The 15,665-nt window shown below is 60.7% G+C and carries 13 protein-coding genes, 1 tRNA gene and 1 pseudogene; 7 read left to right on the top strand and 8 right to left on the bottom strand.

The window, feature by feature from the left end:
* Positions 1–27: 27 nt before the first annotated feature.
* Positions 28–858: a Nif3-like dinuclear metal center hexameric protein gene (locus HMPREF2692_RS07035; RefSeq protein ID WP_061923775.1), complete on the bottom strand. Its 831-nt coding sequence runs from the start codon at positions 856–858 to the stop codon at positions 28–30.
* Between the two features lie 115 nt (positions 859–973).
* On the opposite strand from HMPREF2692_RS07035, the gene HMPREF2692_RS07040 reads away from it, so the two are divergent.
* The 3 genes and pseudogenes from HMPREF2692_RS07040 to HMPREF2692_RS13545 form a co-directional block, all read left to right on the top strand.
* Positions 974–1,462: a low molecular weight protein-tyrosine-phosphatase gene (locus tag HMPREF2692_RS07040; RefSeq protein ID WP_070823200.1), complete on the top strand. Its 489-nt coding sequence runs from the start codon at positions 974–976 to the stop codon at positions 1,460–1,462.
* A gap of 9 nt (positions 1,463–1,471) precedes the next feature.
* Positions 1,472–2,461 (top strand): SURF1 family cytochrome oxidase biogenesis protein, encoded by a 990-nt coding sequence (locus HMPREF2692_RS07045; protein WP_061923781.1) that lies wholly within the window; start codon positions 1,472–1,474, stop codon positions 2,459–2,461.
* Between the two features lie 155 nt (positions 2,462–2,616).
* A pseudogene (locus tag HMPREF2692_RS13545) lies at positions 2,617–2,718 on the top strand (rhodanese-like domain-containing protein); the annotation flags it as partial.
* A gap of 200 nt (positions 2,719–2,918) precedes the next feature.
* Here the strand turns inward: HMPREF2692_RS13545 and HMPREF2692_RS07050 are convergent.
* Positions 2,919–2,994, bottom strand: a tRNA-Val gene (locus HMPREF2692_RS07050).
* A gap of 65 nt (positions 2,995–3,059) precedes the next feature.
* Positions 3,060–3,485 (bottom strand): DUF3052 domain-containing protein, encoded by a 426-nt coding sequence (locus HMPREF2692_RS07055; RefSeq protein ID WP_061923928.1) that lies wholly within the window; start codon positions 3,483–3,485, stop codon positions 3,060–3,062.
* Positions 3,486–3,681: 196 nt separating this feature from the next.
* On the opposite strand from HMPREF2692_RS07055, the gene aceE reads away from it, so the two are divergent.
* On the top strand, positions 3,682–6,438 hold the full coding sequence (aceE, locus tag HMPREF2692_RS07060; protein ID WP_070823202.1) for a pyruvate dehydrogenase (acetyl-transferring), homodimeric type: 2,757 nt from the start codon (positions 3,682–3,684) through the stop codon (positions 6,436–6,438).
* 348 nt (positions 6,439–6,786) lie between these two features.
* Here aceE and HMPREF2692_RS07065 read toward each other — a convergent pair whose 3' ends face one another.
* Positions 6,787–7,797: an alpha/beta fold hydrolase gene (locus HMPREF2692_RS07065; RefSeq protein ID WP_070823205.1), complete on the bottom strand. Its 1,011-nt coding sequence runs from the start codon at positions 7,795–7,797 to the stop codon at positions 6,787–6,789.
* 56 nt (positions 7,798–7,853) lie between these two features.
* On the opposite strand from HMPREF2692_RS07065, the gene HMPREF2692_RS07070 reads away from it, so the two are divergent.
* Together HMPREF2692_RS07070 and HMPREF2692_RS07075 are read left to right on the top strand one after the other, a co-directional pair.
* On the top strand, positions 7,854–8,153 hold the full coding sequence (locus tag HMPREF2692_RS07070; RefSeq protein WP_062043805.1) for an acyl carrier protein: 300 nt from the start codon (positions 7,854–7,856) through the stop codon (positions 8,151–8,153).
* A 2-nt stretch (positions 8,154–8,155) separates the two neighbouring features.
* Positions 8,156–8,938 carry an HAD-IIA family hydrolase gene (locus HMPREF2692_RS07075; protein WP_061923793.1) on the top strand — a complete coding sequence of 261 codons (783 nt, stop codon included), beginning with the start codon at positions 8,156–8,158 and terminating at the stop codon, positions 8,936–8,938.
* Between the two features lie 16 nt (positions 8,939–8,954).
* Here HMPREF2692_RS07075 and HMPREF2692_RS07080 read toward each other — a convergent pair whose 3' ends face one another.
* Positions 8,955–9,353 (bottom strand): hypothetical protein, encoded by a 399-nt coding sequence (locus HMPREF2692_RS07080; protein WP_070733112.1) that lies wholly within the window; start codon positions 9,351–9,353, stop codon positions 8,955–8,957.
* A gap of 259 nt (positions 9,354–9,612) precedes the next feature.
* A complete protein-coding gene (locus HMPREF2692_RS07085; RefSeq protein ID WP_070823208.1) occupies positions 9,613–10,416 on the bottom strand; it encodes a serine hydrolase domain-containing protein in 804 nt (267 codons plus the stop codon).
* Positions 10,417–10,545: 129 nt separating this feature from the next.
* On the opposite strand from HMPREF2692_RS07085, the gene HMPREF2692_RS07090 reads away from it, so the two are divergent.
* The gene (locus HMPREF2692_RS07090) at positions 10,546–12,252 is read left to right on the top strand and encodes an alkaline phosphatase D family protein (protein WP_070823209.1); all 1,707 of its coding nucleotides are present in this window, start codon (positions 10,546–10,548) and stop codon (positions 12,250–12,252) included.
* Positions 12,253–12,405: 153 nt separating this feature from the next.
* Here the strand turns inward: HMPREF2692_RS07090 and HMPREF2692_RS07095 are convergent, their stop codons facing one another.
* Positions 12,406–14,019, bottom strand: a complete 1,614-nt coding sequence (locus HMPREF2692_RS07095) for a mechanosensitive ion channel family protein (RefSeq protein WP_070823212.1) — start codon at positions 14,017–14,019, stop codon at positions 12,406–12,408.
* Between the two features lie 58 nt (positions 14,020–14,077).
* On the bottom strand, positions 14,078–15,664 hold the full coding sequence (locus HMPREF2692_RS07100) for a peptide ABC transporter substrate-binding protein (RefSeq protein ID WP_070823215.1): 1,587 nt from the start codon (positions 15,662–15,664) through the stop codon (positions 14,078–14,080).
* Position 15,665 lies beyond the last annotated feature (1 nt).

Consider the following 15,665-nt stretch of genomic DNA (forward strand, 5'->3'; position numbering starts at 1 on the left):
TCCTTATGGCAGGTCTTCCCGAGGCGATTATTTTCCGTGGACGGACAATGTCCACGGGTCGGTGCGCAGCTCGATGATTTCAGTATCCACCTTGTAAGCCTTTTCCACGATATCGCGCGCCTGCATAGTCCATGGAAATTCGCTGGCCCAGTGGGCAGTATCGACCACGGCAGGTCCCCCTGCACGCAAGTGCTCGTCCACGGGGTGGTGGCGCAGATCCGAGGTCACATACACATCCACGTCCAGCTCACGAGCGGCATCCAGGAAGGAATCACCGGAGCCACTCGAGACCGCCACGCGCTTGACGATGCCATCTGGGTCACCCGCCGCGCGAATTCCCCAGGCCGTCTCCGGAAGCGCGTTCGCGACCTGCTGCGTAAATTCGCGCAGAGTCATTGGCTCGGGCAGCTCGCCGATGCGCCCCAAGCCGAGGCTGGTCTCGGTGACCTCGGCGTCGGAAAGCGCGTGCGGAATGATCGGACGTCCCGGCTCGATGCCCACCAGCTCGGCGAGCTTGTCGTTAACGCCCGGGCGGGCCTTATCCGCATTAGTGTGTGCTGCGAACAAGGCGACGCCGCCCTTGAGCAAGGTGTGGATGACCTTGCCCTTTGGCGTATCCGCTGCCACGGAAGTCACCCCGCGCAGGAGCAAAGGGTGGTGCACAACTAGCATCTGCGCGCCCATCTCCACTGCCTTTTCTGCAACCTGCTGGGTGCAGTCGAGTGCGAAGGCCACCTTTCCCACCTCGTCTTCCGGATCACCGCAGATAAGGCCCACGGCATCCCACTTTTCGGCCAGGTGCGGCGGATAGGCTTCCTCGAGGACGCGGCGGATATCACCAACGGTTGTCTGCGCCATGGCTTAAGGCTCCTTAATGCATTATTCGCTATGTTTTCGCTCTCTGCGCGCTGCTGCACTATCCTAGCTTTCGTTCAGAAATCGCTCTATTTGCTTATAAGAGGTCTAAACCCCCATGACTTCTGAGGACAACCCCTCCGCATTGCACCTCGTGTTCGTCTGCACGGGCAATATTTGCCGCTCCCCCATGGCGGAAATCATCGTTCGCGATGCCATGGAGACCGACATGCTAGATCTCGTCGCCCGTACCTCTTCCTGTGGATTGGGCGGCTGGCATGTGGGCCAGGGCGCGGACCCGCGCGCCATCGCGGAGCTGCGCAGCGGCGGCCACGACGGCGCAACCCACCGCGCGACGAAGCTCGGCCCTGAGCACATGGATGCGGATCTTTTCATCGCGATGGATTCCGGCCACCGCGACGCCCTCATCGAGCGAGGTATCGACCCGGAACGCGTTCGTTTGATGCGCAGCTTCGACCCGAATGCCGAGGAGCTCAACGTGGAGGATCCTTACTACGGCACGGTGGAAGACTTCGCACGAACCCGTAAGGAAATTGAAGCAGCCGTGCCTGGCCTGCTGGATTGGATTCGCGAGCAGCAGGTCTAGGATAAGGGCATGTTAAAGACGTTCCTCAAGCCGGGATGGGTTCTGCTGCTCATCTTCGTGGTGACCTTTTCCTACTTTGCTTTCACGGTGCTAGCGCCCTGGCAGCTGGGCAAAGATGACCGAATTGTGGAACGCAATCACCTAATCGCCCAGGCTTATGAGGCGGACCCACGCCCGCTTTCTGAGGTCGTTGATTCTGAGGGTGCCATCGCAGATGATGAATGGTCCCGCGCTACCCTCCACGGACGCTACTTGGCTGATGAGGAAGTGCTACTGCGCCTGCGTCCAGTTTCTTCGGGTGCGGTATACCAGTCATTGGTACCCTTCCGCACAGACTCTGGCCTGACCATGCTGGTCAACCGCGGCTGGATTGCCGCTGGTGAGGGAAACACTGTGCCCTCGATTCCTAAGGCTCCTGCCGGTGAGACCACAATTGTCGGCATGATTCGCGCGGACGAGCCGAAGCACGCCTCTGCGCCGATTGATCAAGAAGGCTACGAGCAGGTCTACTCAATTCACACCGAAGAGGTGGCCTCGCTTACCGATACAAAGTTGGGCCACGACTACATCCAGCTCTCGCCTGAGCAGCCGGGTGAGCTGACCGCCTTGGAGGTCCCGCAGCTCGACCGCGGTAACCACTTGTCTTATGGCTACCAGTGGATTGCCTTCGGCATCATGGCGCCGCTGGGCTTGGGCTACTTCGTGTGGTCCGAAATCCGCGAACGCCGCCGGGCCCGCGAGGAAGAAGCGGCATTGCAGGCTGCCACCAGCACAGATGGCGCTTCTGCCCCCACTGCAGGCCCTGGCTCTGCTGCAGACTCTGCCCTCGCTGCAGGCCCTTCCACGGATTCCACCAAGGAAACCACGGAGCCCGCGGCCGCCGCGGAATCCACCCCGCGTGCAGACACGACGCCTTCGCGTCGCAGCCGTTCCCGCTACGGCGACTCCAAGCCGGATTTTTATGAAAAGATCCGCGAACGCGGCCAGGAACGCTTCTAAGCCGCCGACCTCACCATTTACGGCGGCTTAGCGCCCTTTGCATCCAAATGGTGAGGTCGCCCCGCAACTCTTGATTCTCAAAGCAACCAGTGTGACGCGAGTAGCCTGGATATACCCATCCCTCCTCACCATTTGCGGGCTTCCGCCCAGACAGCCGCTCCGCCCAAGCCGTCGCCGCACTGCGCGAGCGCGGCTTTAGAGAGGTCTACTCCCTGCGCGGCGGCATCAACGCATGGCTGGAGCAGAATACCGCGTAGGCGCCCCATATTAAGGACACCGAAGACAGTCCACGGCGTATGTACCTCTGTGTGTATATAGCGTGCCTGAATCACCAGGTTTCTGGCCGCTATTTACATACATCGGTACATGAAACCACGCCTGGCGGTGCGAAGCGCGTTTGAAGGAAACAAAAATCTCGAGACACCATCCAAAGGAACGATGTCTCGAGACTTCACAATGGTGCGGCCTGAGGGGATCGAACCCCCGACCTACTGGGTGTAAACCAGTTGCTCTTCCAGCTGAGCTAAAGCCGCATTGCGTTAACGCTTGCATAAGATTAGCCCACACAAGCGTTAGCTAACAAATCGCCTGGTAAAAGTTATTTCTTGGTATATCCGCGAGCAACCAAACAAGAACCTTGCCACTCGCCTAGGCGCTCCGCTTTAGTCTGCACCAAGCCTGCGAGCTGAGCGGACTCGGAGATGTCACCCGGCGCGAGGTTGCCCGGCTTGCCTGCTCCTGGGGTCATAAGCCAGATCCGGCCAGAGTCCCCTAGCGGGCGGGTTGCATCGACGAGACCATCGACGAGGTCGCCGTCTTCGGCACGCCACCAAAGAAGCACGACGTCGCAAAGCTCGTCAGTTTCTTCATCGAGAAAATCCTCTCCAAGGACATCCTCAATAGATTCGGAGATGCTGGAATCGCAATCCTCGTCCCACCCGAGTTCAAGGGCAATCTGCCCCTCGGTGATTCCGAGCTTGCTGGCCGCATCAGCCACTGCTTTATTCCTTCCATTTTCTGGCATGAGCAAGATCATAACGCCTTGCACAGTAGTTTTCGCGATTACACAGGAGATTTACTGCACACAGCAGTTTTGCAAAGTTAGCAAATAGCGCCTTTCACCGGCCGCGTACGGCAATTGACCCCCTTCACACACACAGATGATCAGGGTGCGCGTATCCTGGGATGCAAACTGTGTAAAACCAATCTAGGAGGTTTAAATGGCCGACCAGGACGCCGTAAAGGATGAGTCCAACTTCCCGATCGTCCGCGACGGAGTTGCTTCTTACCTGCACGACAGCGATCCCGAGGAAACCCGCGAGTGGATGGAATCCCTCGACGGCCTGCTGGATCACGCCGATCCAGAACGCGCCCGCTTCCTCATGCTCCGCCTGCTCGAGCGTGCGACCGCCAAGCGCGTTCCGATGCCTGCCCTGACCTCCACTGACTTCGTCAACACCATCCCGACCAACATGGAGCCGGAGTTCCCAGGTGACGAAGAGCTGGAGAAGCGCTACCGCCGCTGGATCCGTTGGAACGCAGCCATCATGGTGCACCGCGCGCAGCGCCCAGGCATCGGCGTCGGCGGCCACATTTCCACCTACGCGGGCGCTGCCCCGCTTTACGAGGTCGGCCTGAACCACTTCTTCAAGGGCAAGGACGATCCTTCCGGCGGTGACCAGATCTTCTTCCAGGGTCACGCTTCCCCGGGCATGTACGCCCGCGCGTTCATGGAAGGCCGCCTCAGCGAAGAAGACCTCGACGGATTCCGCCAGGAAGTTTCCCGCGGCGAAGGCAAGGGCCTGCCTTCCTACCCGCACCCACGCCTGATGCCTGATTTCTGGGAGTTCCCAACCGTTTCCATGGGTATCGGCCCGATGAACGCTATCTACCAGGCACGCTTTAACAAGTACCTGGAGACCCGCGGCATCAAGGACACCTCCGATCAGCACGTCTGGGCCTTCCTGGGTGACGGCGAGATGGACGAGCCAGAGTCCCGCGGCCTCCTGCAGACCGCCGCGCTCTATGAGCTCGATAACCTCACCTTCGTTATCAACTGCAACCTGCAGCGTCTCGACGGCCCGGTCCGCGGCAACACCCAGATCATCCAGGAGCTGGAGTCCTTCTTCCGCGGCGCTGGCTGGAACGTCATCAAGGTCATCTGGGGCCGCGGTTGGGACAAGCTTCTCGACGCCGATAAAGAAGGCGCCTTGGTCAACATCATGAACACCACCTCGGATGGTGACTACCAGACCTTCAAGGCAAACGACGGCGCGTATGTCCGCGAGCACTTCTTCGGCCGCGACGAGCGCACCCTCAAGCTGGTTGAGGATCTTTCCGATGACGAGGTCTGGGCACTGCGCCGCGGTGGCCACGACTACCGCAAGATCTACGCTGCTTACGCGAAGGCACTGTCCAACAAGGGCACTGGCAAGCCGACCGTCATCCTGGCTCACACCATCAAGGGCTACGGCCTGGGCCACAACTTCGAGGGCCGCAACGCAACCCACCAGATGAAGAAGCTGACTCTGGAGGATCTGAAGCTCTTCCGCGACAAGCAGGAAATCCCGATCTCCGACGAAGTTCTCGAGCAGGATCCTTACGCACCGCCGTACTACCACCCAGGCGAGGACGCACCGGAAATCAAGTACATGCTGGAGCGTCGTAAAGAACTCGGCGGCTTCCTGCCGGAGCGCCGTGACAAGTTCACCCCGCTGGTCACTCCGGGCATCGAGAAGCTGCGCTCCGTGCGTAAGGGCTCGGGCAAGCAGAACGTTGCCACCACTATGGCGCTTGTGCGTACCTTCAAGGAGCTCATGCGTGATAAGGAGCTGGGCAAGCGCATCGTTCCGATCATCCCGGACGAGGCTCGTACCTTCGGTATGGACTCCTGGTTCCCAACCATGAAGATCTGGAATCCACGCGGCCAGAACTACGTGCCAGTGGACAACGAGCTCATGCTCTCCTACCGCGAGGCTACCGACGGCCAGATCATGCACGAGGGCATTTCCGAGGCAGGCGCTACTGCGTCCTTCACCGCGGCTGCAACCTCGTACGCCACCCATGGTGAGGCTATGATCCCGCTGTACATCTTCTACTCGATGTTCGGTTTCCAGCGCACCGGCGACTCTTTCTGGGCAGCCGGCGACCAGCTAGGCCGCGGCTTCATCATCGGCGCTACCGCAGGCCGCACCACCCTGACCGGTGAGGGTCTGCAGCACATGGATGGTCACTCCCCGGTTCTGGCTTCCACCAACCCGGCTGTTATTTCCTACGACCCAGCATTCGGCTACGAGGTGGCTCACCTGATCCACCGCGGCATCAACCGCATGTACGGCGAGGACTCCGAGGCAGTCATGTACTACCTGACCGTGTACAACGAGCCGGTCTCCCAGCCAGCTGAGCCGGAGAACCTCGACGTCGAGGGCCTGCACAAGGGCATCTACCACTACAACACCGCTGAGTCCGGCTCCATCCCGGCCAACATCCTGGCTTCCGGTGTGGGCGTGCACGAGGCACTGCGTGCGCAGGACATCCTGGCTAAGGACTACGACGTCAAGGCATCTCTGTTCTCTGTCACCTCCTGGGTTGAGCTGGCTCGCGACGGCGCGCGCCGCAACAAGGAGGCGCTGCAGAAGGGCGTCGAGCCGACCGAGGCGTTTGCTACCAAGCAGCTCAAGGGCTTCGATGGTCCGTTCGTTGGTGTTTCCGACTTCACCACCGACCTGCAGGAGCAGATTCGCCCTTACGTTCCGGGCACCTACATCGCTCTGGGCGCAGACGGCTTCGGCTTCTCCGACACCCGCGAGGGCGCTCGCCGCTTCTTCAACATCGATGCTGAGTCCATCGTCGTGGCAGTCCTCGAGGGCCTGGCACGCGAGGGCAAGGTGGAGCGTTCCGTCGTCGAGGAAGCAGCGAAGAAGCTGAAGCTCGATGACCCGACCGCCACCGAGTCCACCTCCAGCGACGAGGACTAAGAACTCGCTCTAGGACGGTTTAGGCCGCTCTTCGGTTGCCCTCCTAGCTGGGCGCCGAGGGGCGGTCTTCTCGTTTTGCGGCGCGGCCGGGGCACAGAAAGGCACAGAAGGGCGCAGGCTTGTCGTACAACGAGCTCGCTGGCCGACCGGCCAACTGGTCCCATTAGTTGGGTCCCCTACTAAGGGTAGTTTTACGAGTAACCGGTTCCGGTCAGAAGCCGCTGGTGGTCCCTTTACCCCGCAAAGGGACCAAACGAATGGGACCAAACCAGCGGGGGCTCTGAGAAACAAGCGGAGGCGCGCGGTGGTCGGTAGAGGGCCGGCAAAGGGCCGGCGGCCGCGGCAACGCTAGTCCGCCAACGGAACCAAGAGTCGGCCAAGCGCCTCCGAGATGGCCTCGGGCTCCTCGAGGATGACCATGTGGCCTGCGCCGTCCACCTCAGTCAGCCGGGCGGCCGGCCAGTGATCCAAGATGACGTCCGACTGGCTGCGCGGGGTCACGATGTCGGCTGAACCCACAATAACCTCACCGCGCAGGCGGGCCAGTCGGTCGGCGGCAGCATACTCGGAGTGGTCGAGAAGGTCGTCAAAGAAGCCCGTGTAACTGGACAGCGGCGTATCCATCAGCATGGCTACATGGAACTGCAGCTTCTCCATCTGCGGAAAACCCGCCAGCAAAGCAGCAAACAGCGGCGCGACCCACTGCGCGACCTCAAAGCGGATGCGGTCCATCCGCCCCGGCAGCCGCATGCACGCGTTATACAAACTGCCCAGCGCCTTCGACTCGAGAATCTGCGCCACACCCTTCGCCGCAAAGCGGCGCATCGACGTCGCGATCAACAGCGCCGAGTCAACGCGCTGGTACACCTCGTCCGGCGCGCGGCGAATCACATTGAGCGCCACCATTCCGCCCAAAGAGTGCCCCACGACCACGAGCTTGCCGCGGGAGGCGCGCTTGGAAAGGACAGCGAGGACGTCGTCAGCCGCGGCGTCCACCGTGCACTGCGCGGGGGTGACTTCGGTGGAAAGGCCGTGGCCGCGGATGTCGACAAGCAGGCAGCGTATCTCCGGGAAATGCCGGCGCATGTAGTCCACCTGACTGTAGTAGGCCTCCGCGGACAGGCAGTAGCCGTGGATAAACACCACAGTGATGTCCGAGTCCTGCGGGCCGACCTCGTACCACGCGATGTCCAGGCCATCGTTGCGCACGGTGCCCAAGGAATCGATTCCAGTCAGCCCAGGCTCGTCCGTGTGATTGTGCAGGGACTCGTACATGAGGTGCTGTTCGTTGCGACGCGTCGGCCGCAAACGGCGCGCCCAACTGCGCGCAATCGTCTTTGCTCGAGCCCTATGAACCATGATTCCACCAATACTACTCGGTCACCCATTCGCGGAAGAATACTAGACTAGGACGCATGGCAAACGACCTTTCCGCCCAATTGCAAGCTCGCTTCAACCAAGCCCCTGAAAAGGAGGATAAGCGCCAAGACACTTTCGGCGCGGTGGCTGAGCTCATCAAGAAAGTCACTGGCAGCGCGGAGGACGTAGAGCGTGAGGCCGCCCTCGAGGACTTGGGCGTGGATTCGCTCGAGCGCATCGAGCTGGCTGTGCGCGCCGAGGAACGCTTCAAGGTGCGCTTTGACGAGGCCGCAATGAAAGACATCCACACCGTCGGCCAACTGACCGAATACCTAGATAAGCATATGGAGGTTTAGCTTTGATTTCTTACCTATCCGATATGGACGGCGTCCTCATCAAAGAGGGCGAGATGGTGCCCGGTGCCGATAAGTTCATCCAGGCGCTCTATGACAATGACATCGAGTTCATGGTGCTGACGAATAACTCGATGTCCACCCCGCGCGATTTGTCCGCGCGCCTGCACAACACGGGCTTGAAGATTCCGGCCGAGCGCATCTGGACTTCCGCCACCGCCACCGCAGCATTTTTGACCACCCAGACGGGCGAGGGCAAGGCTTATGTGGTGGGCGAATCCGGCTTGACGACGGCCCTCCATGAAGCAGGTTGGGTACTCACCGACAACGACCCAGACTTCGTGGTCTTGGGCGAAACGCGCACCTACTCCTTCGAGGCTATTACCACCGCCATTAATCTCATCCGCAGCGGCGCGCGCTTTATTGCCACCAACCCTGATGTCACGGGCCCGGCGCCGCAGGGCGTGTTGCCGGCAACGGGTGCGGTCGCGGCACTGATTACCGCGGCAACCAACCGCGAGCCTTATTACGTGGGCAAACCAAACCCGGTCATGATGCGCTCGGCGCTCAATAACATCGGCGCGCATTCCGAGAACACGGTCATGATTGGTGACCGCATGGACACCGATGTGAAGTCCGGCTTGGAGGCCGGCCTGCGGACCATCTTGGTGCGCACTGGCATTAGCGACGATCGCGAAATCCAGCGCTATCCATTCCGCCCGAACCAGGTGCTGGATTCGGTGGCAGATTTGGCTGATCGCGTCACTAGCCCCTTCCCCGAGGACTAGTTCTTCGGAGCTAGGGCTAGATTGTAACGTCAACGCGCGCGCTGAATGCGTGCTCGGTTGATAAGAGCTCGACTTCCCTTTCGAGGGCGGCGAGCTCTTTTTGCGTGCCGGTGATGACTTGGCGGCAGCCGATACCCACGCGTGCCGGTACGACGGCGCGCACAAGTTCGGCGTCACCGGGCATGTCCCGGTACCACCGTGTGCACCACTGGGCGGTGAGTGGGTCGTCGCCGGGGACGATGAACTCTGACTCAGTGGTAATGCAGCGTGCCATGGCACGCTCTACTGCCGGGCGCAGTTTGCGGGGCATCCCCGCAATGGTGAGCACGGCGGTGTGCACCTGACCGGCATTGCGGTGCGGCCAGGCGCTGGGTGCCGTTGCAGTGGCGACGGCTTCGTGAACGCGAGTATTCACGCCGATTCTCCTTCGACATGTTTAAAGCAGCGCTTCGCAGACCTCCCGAAAAAGGGGGCGGCCTCCAAGTGCTGCCAGACGAGCTTCGTCTTCCCCAACGAACTGTCTGCGCGTTGGGGCCGATTCTCCCGCGTCACATGAGTCCCATCAACCCTAAACAACCACTTCAACCCCCGTTTAATAAACCTCAACCAAAGGTTGAAAATTCATACCAGAAACAGCAGTTAACAAGAGTTTTCAGAAACCCCACTAGTAATGCCTATCGCGCCTGACACTCCTTCCAAATCGCTGTGTTCGCCTCCGCCCACAAAGGCTTGGCCCAGTCGCCAAAATCGCGATCCGTCAGAGCCACCATGGCCCAATCCCCCGCCAGCCACAGATAGGTTCCGGACATACCGAAGTGGCCTACAGCGCTGGAAGGCAGCGCGCCCATCCACTGCTGTTTCTCGCCGTGGATCTCAAAGCCCAAGCCCCAGGTGCAATCCTTGAAGCTTCCATAGCCCGGCACAATTCCACGCAGGCCAGGAAATTGCACGCGGCGCATCTCGGCCACAGTGCCTGGGTGCAACAGCTGCGGCGAATCGACTTCGGCGGTAAAGGCCGCAAGGTCACTGACCGTGGTCACCAAACCGTGGCCGGCAGAGCCCTCAAGGCGCGTCGAGCCCATCCCCAGCGGAGCAAACACACCCTCGCGCAGATACTCCGGAAAAGGCATTTCCGTGGCCTTTTCCACCACCTCTGCCACCCACTCGTAGCCGGCTGAGGAGTAGATGCGCCGCTCGCCCACCGGCTTTTGCTGCTCGCGGGAATCAAACTTCACGCCCGAAGCATGCGCCAGCAGGTGCCGCAAAGTCGAGCCTTCCGGTCCGGCGGGCATATCGAGGTCCACCGCGCCTTCCTCCACGGCCATGGCAACGCCATAGGCCACCACCGGTTTGGTCACCGATGCGACGGAGAAGGCCCTGTCCAGCGCGCCCACCGACTCAACGATTTCGCCGCGATGCAGCAGTGCCCCAGCGATATTGTCAGCCGGCCATTCGGAAATTTTGGAGAACTCACTCATGCATTCCAGCGTACCCAGCCCCACCCTTCTGAAAGGCCAGAAAAACGCTACGTAAACCGCAAGTAAAGGCAAAAATAAATCTTTCTCCCCGAGTTGCGAGCGTTTCAAACCGGAGAATATTTGGGGAACATGAATATTTTTCCGCGAAACAACTCTCAGAATGATGCGCCTGCCCGCCGCGGTTTTAACCGCCGCCGCTTCCTCCAAACCAGCAGCGTCGCCTCCGCCGCAGCGCTGACCGCGGGCGGGCTTAGCCCGGCCATCGCGCAGAGCTCACTTCCCGGCAACAAACGCCAGCTCATCGAGCCGCCAAAGGGCGAGCTACCGTTCCTGCACGGCGTGGCCTCCGGCGATCCGATTCCGGATTCCGTCATCCTGTGGACCCGTGTTACCGCCTCCCCTGAGGCAATGCCGGGCTCCGGCGTGGGCCCCGACGTCACGCTCGAGTGGGAGGTGGCGACGGATGAGGAGATGCGCGACGTCGTCCAGCGTGGCAGCGTGGTAGCCACAGCCGAGCGCGACCATACCGTCAACGTGGACCCGCACGGGCTTAACCCCGAGACCACGTACTTCTTCCGCTTTCGCGTCACCGACGGCGAGCACGCGGGCAAGGCAAGCCCGGTCGGACGCACGAAGACTGCCCCAGCGGCGAACGCTTCCCCGGAGCAGCTGACCTTTGGTGTGGGCTCCTGCGCTAACTGGGAGTCGGGCTTTTTCAGTGCTTATACGGACATCGCCAAGCGGGCGCGCGCCGGCCAGCTGGATTACATGATTTTCTTGGGCGATTACATCTATGAATACGGCGTCGGCAAGTACTCGGGCTTTGGGCCGGTGCGCCACCATCACCCGGCGCACGAGATTGTTTCGCTGCAGGATTACCGCGTGCGCTTCGGCCGCTACCGCACAGACCCAGAGTTGCAGGCAGCCCACGGCGCACTGCCTTGGATTGTGGTGTGGGATGACCACGAAACAGCCAATAACTCCTGGGCCGGCGGCGCCGAGAACCACGATCCGGCAACCGAGGGCGACTGGAATTCCCGGCGCGCCGGCGCGATGCAGGCCTACTTCGAATGGATGCCGGTACGCATGACGAATCCTTCGCAAGATGGCCACATCTACCGTTCACTAACCTTCGGTGATTTGGTGGAGCTGACCATGATGGATCTGCGTACCTACCGCGACAAGGAGCTTTCCTGGGACCCGGCGGGCTTTGCGAAGGAGGACCGCACAATGCTGGGCTCCGAGCAATATGAATGGCTGCTCGGCAAGCTGGAAACCTCGCAGACCGCGTGGAATATGCTGGGCAATTCTGTGATGTTTTCCCCGCTTAACCTGATTACGCTGCAGCAGGATCCGCAGACCGAAAAGGTATCTTCGGCGCTTTCTTCCAATATCACGGGCATCCCCGTCAACGGTGATCAGTGGGATGGCTACAGCGCTGAGCGGCGCCGCGTCATCGAGGCACTGGCCGCCAAGGGCTCCCAGGCGCTCTTCGTCACCGGCGATATCCACACCGAGTGGGCACACAACATCACCCACCAAGGCAACATCATCGGCGCGGAGCTGGTGTGCGCTTCAGTTACGGCACCGAATATCAACGAGCAGTTGAAGCTTCCGCAAAATAACGCGCTTTCCGACGCCGCCGAGCACATCCTGCGCAGCGCCAACCCGCACTGCAAACACGTGGACTTGGATAACCACGGTTATTCTTTCGTCACCGTGCGCCGCGAGGAAGCGGAGATGCATTGGCTGCGCGTAGATGACATCTTGACTCCCGGCTCGCCAGTTCGCGATAGCCTCACGATGACGTGGCGCAAGGGGCAGGGCTTCAAATAAGGGCTTTAAATAAGGAATTTACCCCCGATTACCCCCAATCTGGTTGCTTGTTAACGTTTCCCCGCGCGTTTCGATATCCATTACGCGGCGCGCGGGCGCCGTTGGGAATCTCGCCCTATTCCCCTTCACTTATTGCCCTATCCTCCCTATCTCTCAAGCGCCGTCGCTTCCCCCAGCGGCGGCGCTTTCTTCTGCCGCAGTGGGCTCCGCGCTAGGCACCGCGCTCTGCGTTGCTGTTTCAGCAGGTGCGGTGGTGGCGGCGTCGGAGTCAGCGCCCGAGGAGCCCGAGTGCGAGTCCGCCCGAGAGCCTTCCTCACTGGAGCCGTCCTCACTGGAGCCGTAATCGGCAGAGCTTTCCGCGCTTGTGGTTGGCTCCGCGGCCTCGGTCGGGGTGGTGGTCCCCGCGGCAGGCGGGGTCTCCGCCGAGGAGGCGGCCTCCTCCCCCGGCGCGACTGGGGCGGGCGCTTCCGAGGTTGCTGCGTCGCGCTGTGACCAGTAGGCAGGGTTTAGCCAACCGGTGCCGGCGTCCTCCGGATTCCAGGAGGCAAAGATGAGCAGTCCGGTAATCGCAAGTGCCGCCAGCAGCGTGGTGGTAGAAGAACGCACGCGCCCACCGGCAGTCCACACGTACTGGAACTTGCTGCTTGGGGTATCCGTACGCCAGATGCCGGTGGCCGACTTTTCCTTCTCTTCCGCATCCGCACTCGCGGGCTTGCCGGGGCCATGGTCCTTGGCTTTGGCAACTTCCTCCAGGGAGGTGTCGTCATTGTCTGCGTTGTGGGCGCTAGCGCGCGCTGCGGCGCCATCTGCGCTTGCCGACGCTGCCACTGCCGCGCCCAGCCCCTTTTCCGCCGCGGTTTCAGGGCTGCGCTCGATACCGGGCTTTTCCGCGGAGCTGGAAAGGCCTGCAGGAAATACGCCGGCCGCGTTGCCGGGAAGGTTGTAGTGATCCCAAAACGCCGAGAGCAGCGCGGAGCGGATTGCGCGCTCAACCGCCCACTGCCGCGAAGGGTTGACCTGCACGAGCACGCGGTATTTAACCTGCCAAGGCTGGCCCGCCACGGTTGGCTCCACGATGCCGGTGGCAGAAAGGATCTCGAGCTCGCCGGCGACGTCGCCAGCAATGGCCGGATCCTTGATGGCCTGCTGGGAGATCGTGCGCACCTGAGAAGTGATTTCCTCAAGGGTCTCGCCCTCGTGAAGCGGCACCGAAAGGTCCACTACAGCGCGGGACCAATCCTGCGAGAAGTTGGTGATAACGCCCGCCGAGCCATTGGGCACCATGACCACCTCGCCCGTGGGCGTGCGTACCTTCGTGGTGCGCAAGGTCAGCGCCACCACGGTTCCCTCCACGCCCGTTGTCCCCTCAAAGCTCACGTAGTCACCGACGCCGAATTGCTTTTCCGAAAGGATGAAAAAGCCCGCGAGGAAGTCCCCGATTATCTTCTGCGCGCCAAAACCAAGGGCGGCAGAAACCACAGTCGCCGGGATTGCCGCGCCCAGCGCCGGCACGCCCACGTTCGAGAGTGCGGCCAGCACGAGCAGGAAATAAGCCACCGCCTGCAATACGTAGACCAAAGCGCCGCCCAAGGCCAGGCGCGCCTTCGTGGACTCTTCGCCTTCATCGAGCCGCGATTCCAGGACGCGGATGGCCAGCCGACCCAGCCGCGGCACCAACATGCCCAGCAGCAACAACGCGACGAGCGGCAGGACATGGTCGATTCCGACCTGCCACATCCGATAAAAGAAGTAGCCAACGAGGTTCATATTTTTAGATTAGCCAGGATTCCGCAACGACAACCGGCTAAAAGCTAAAAATGCGCTGTTAGCCTTTGTCGCGAGTCAGCTCAAAGTAAAACGGCTTTCCCTTCCAGCTGAAATGTGGACGCGCGATATCGGTGTCATAGCCGCCAACCACGTTGGATTCCCACAGCGGCAGCGCCGGCAGGTCATGCAAAAGGATGGACTGTGCTTCCACCAGTTTTTGGTCTTGGACCTTTTTATCGAGTTCGGAATTGGCTTCCTTGAACAGCCTGTCGAATTCCGGGTTATTAAAGCCGGACTCGTTGAGCAACGAGTTAGATGCAAAGACCGGCTCCAGGAAGTTGACCTCCGAGGGGTACGCGGCCTGCCAGCTGGAACGGAAGGAACCGCGCATCTGACGGTCCGTTACGGCTTGCCGGTACTTCTTAAAGGTCGTAAAAGCACGGCCATAAGCCTCGATACCAAGTGTCTCTGAAACCTGTTCAGTTACCGCATCGACCCATTCCGCATGCCCGCCATCCGCGTTATATCCCAGAAGGAATGGCCCCGTCCACGGCGAGATGGCGTCAGCCTTTGCCCACAGTTCGCGTGCCTTTTCTGGGTTATAAACCAGTACTTCCTGACCCGGAATCATCCCCATCTCAGGGCAATATTTTTGGGTGGCAAAACATGTAACCGGAGTGACGGTATCGTCCAAGACTTCGTGCGCGATGCGGGTGCGATCGAAGGACATGGAGATGGCGCGGCGTCGCAAAGCGCCGGCCTCTCCGCGGAACATCGGGTCATTGGCCGGGATGGTGATGAAGCTGAACATGGCGGAAGTCTCGTTGAAGCTTCGCCCGTCCAGTTCCTCCTCAAAGCGGTGGATATGCGTGATCGGCACATCCGTGACCAAGTCCAGCTCGCCGCGCCGCAGGGCAGCATAGGATTCCTCCTCGGTCTCATAAAAGCGAAACTCCAGCCCCTCGTTACGGGACTTTCGCGGGCCGGCGTATTCCGCGTTTGGGATGAGGTTGATCTTTTCATCCTTATCCCAGCGCGCTAGGCGGTACGGACCGTTGCCGATGGGGTTCATGCCATATGCGTCATAGCCCTTCTTGGCTGAAGGATGCATGGGGAAAAAGACCGAATGGCCTAGACGTTTCACGAAGTCCGCGGTAGGCTCGGCCAGCTCAATGTGGAAGGTTCTATCGCCTGTTACCTTAAGACCACGCATGGTGGGCTCGCCCTCCCCAAATCCCAGAATCGGCTTGAAAAAGTAGGAGGAAAGCATGTTGTTTTGAACAGCTGCGTTCCAGGAATCCACGAAGTCACGCGCACGAACTGAAGAGCCGTCGGAGAACTTCGCATCCTCACGCAAGACGACGTCGTATTCAGTAGGCGAGGTCTGGGTAATCTTCTGCGCGACGTCGTATTCCGCCTCGCCTTCCTCGTTGAGGTAAACCAAGCCGGAGTAGATGAGATTAACGATGGTCGCGCCCGGCACATCGTTGATATCCGCTGGCAACAGCGGGTTCTGCGGCTCAGCGCCGTCAGTGGTGATGAAGTCAACGCCCGAGATATCCGGGGTTTGGTCCGGGGGAACACACGCCGATAATGCCAATACCAGGGTGGCGGCTGCGCTAACGCTAAATACGCGCTTTAACATG

The sequence above is a fragment of the Corynebacterium sp. HMSC036D03 genome (assembly GCF_001836185.1).
In the GTDB taxonomy this organism is placed as follows: Bacteria; Actinomycetota; Actinomycetes; order Mycobacteriales; family Mycobacteriaceae; genus Corynebacterium; species Corynebacterium simulans.

What these genes read in the sequence shown, in the direction of transcription:
- HMPREF2692_RS07090 (WP_070823209.1), top strand. Translation starts at nt 10,546, where the DNA reads ATGAATATTTTTCCGCGAAACAACTCTCAGAATGATGCGCCTGCCCGC.
- HMPREF2692_RS07085 (WP_070823208.1), bottom strand. Translation starts at nt 10,416, where the DNA reads ATGAGTGAGTTCTCCAAAATTTCCGAATGGCCGGCTGACAATATCGCT.
- aceE (WP_070823202.1), top strand. Translation starts at nt 3,682, where the DNA reads ATGGCCGACCAGGACGCCGTAAAGGATGAGTCCAACTTCCCGATCGTC.
- HMPREF2692_RS07035 (WP_061923775.1), bottom strand. Translation starts at nt 858, where the DNA reads ATGGCGCAGACAACCGTTGGTGATATCCGCCGCGTCCTCGAGGAAGCC.
- HMPREF2692_RS07055 (WP_061923928.1), bottom strand. Translation starts at nt 3,485, where the DNA reads ATGCCAGAAAATGGAAGGAATAAAGCAGTGGCTGATGCGGCCAGCAAG.
- HMPREF2692_RS07045 (WP_061923781.1), top strand. Translation starts at nt 1,472, where the DNA reads ATGTTAAAGACGTTCCTCAAGCCGGGATGGGTTCTGCTGCTCATCTTC.
- HMPREF2692_RS07095 (WP_070823212.1), bottom strand. Translation starts at nt 14,019, where the DNA reads ATGAACCTCGTTGGCTACTTCTTTTATCGGATGTGGCAGGTCGGAATC.
- HMPREF2692_RS07065 (WP_070823205.1), bottom strand. Translation starts at nt 7,797, where the DNA reads ATGGTTCATAGGGCTCGAGCAAAGACGATTGCGCGCAGTTGGGCGCGC.
- HMPREF2692_RS07100 (WP_070823215.1), bottom strand. Translation starts at nt 15,664, where the DNA reads ATGTTAAAGCGCGTATTTAGCGTTAGCGCAGCCGCCACCCTGGTATTG.
- HMPREF2692_RS07070 (WP_062043805.1), top strand. Translation starts at nt 7,854, where the DNA reads ATGGCAAACGACCTTTCCGCCCAATTGCAAGCTCGCTTCAACCAAGCC.
- HMPREF2692_RS07040 (WP_070823200.1), top strand. Translation starts at nt 974, where the DNA reads ATGACTTCTGAGGACAACCCCTCCGCATTGCACCTCGTGTTCGTCTGC.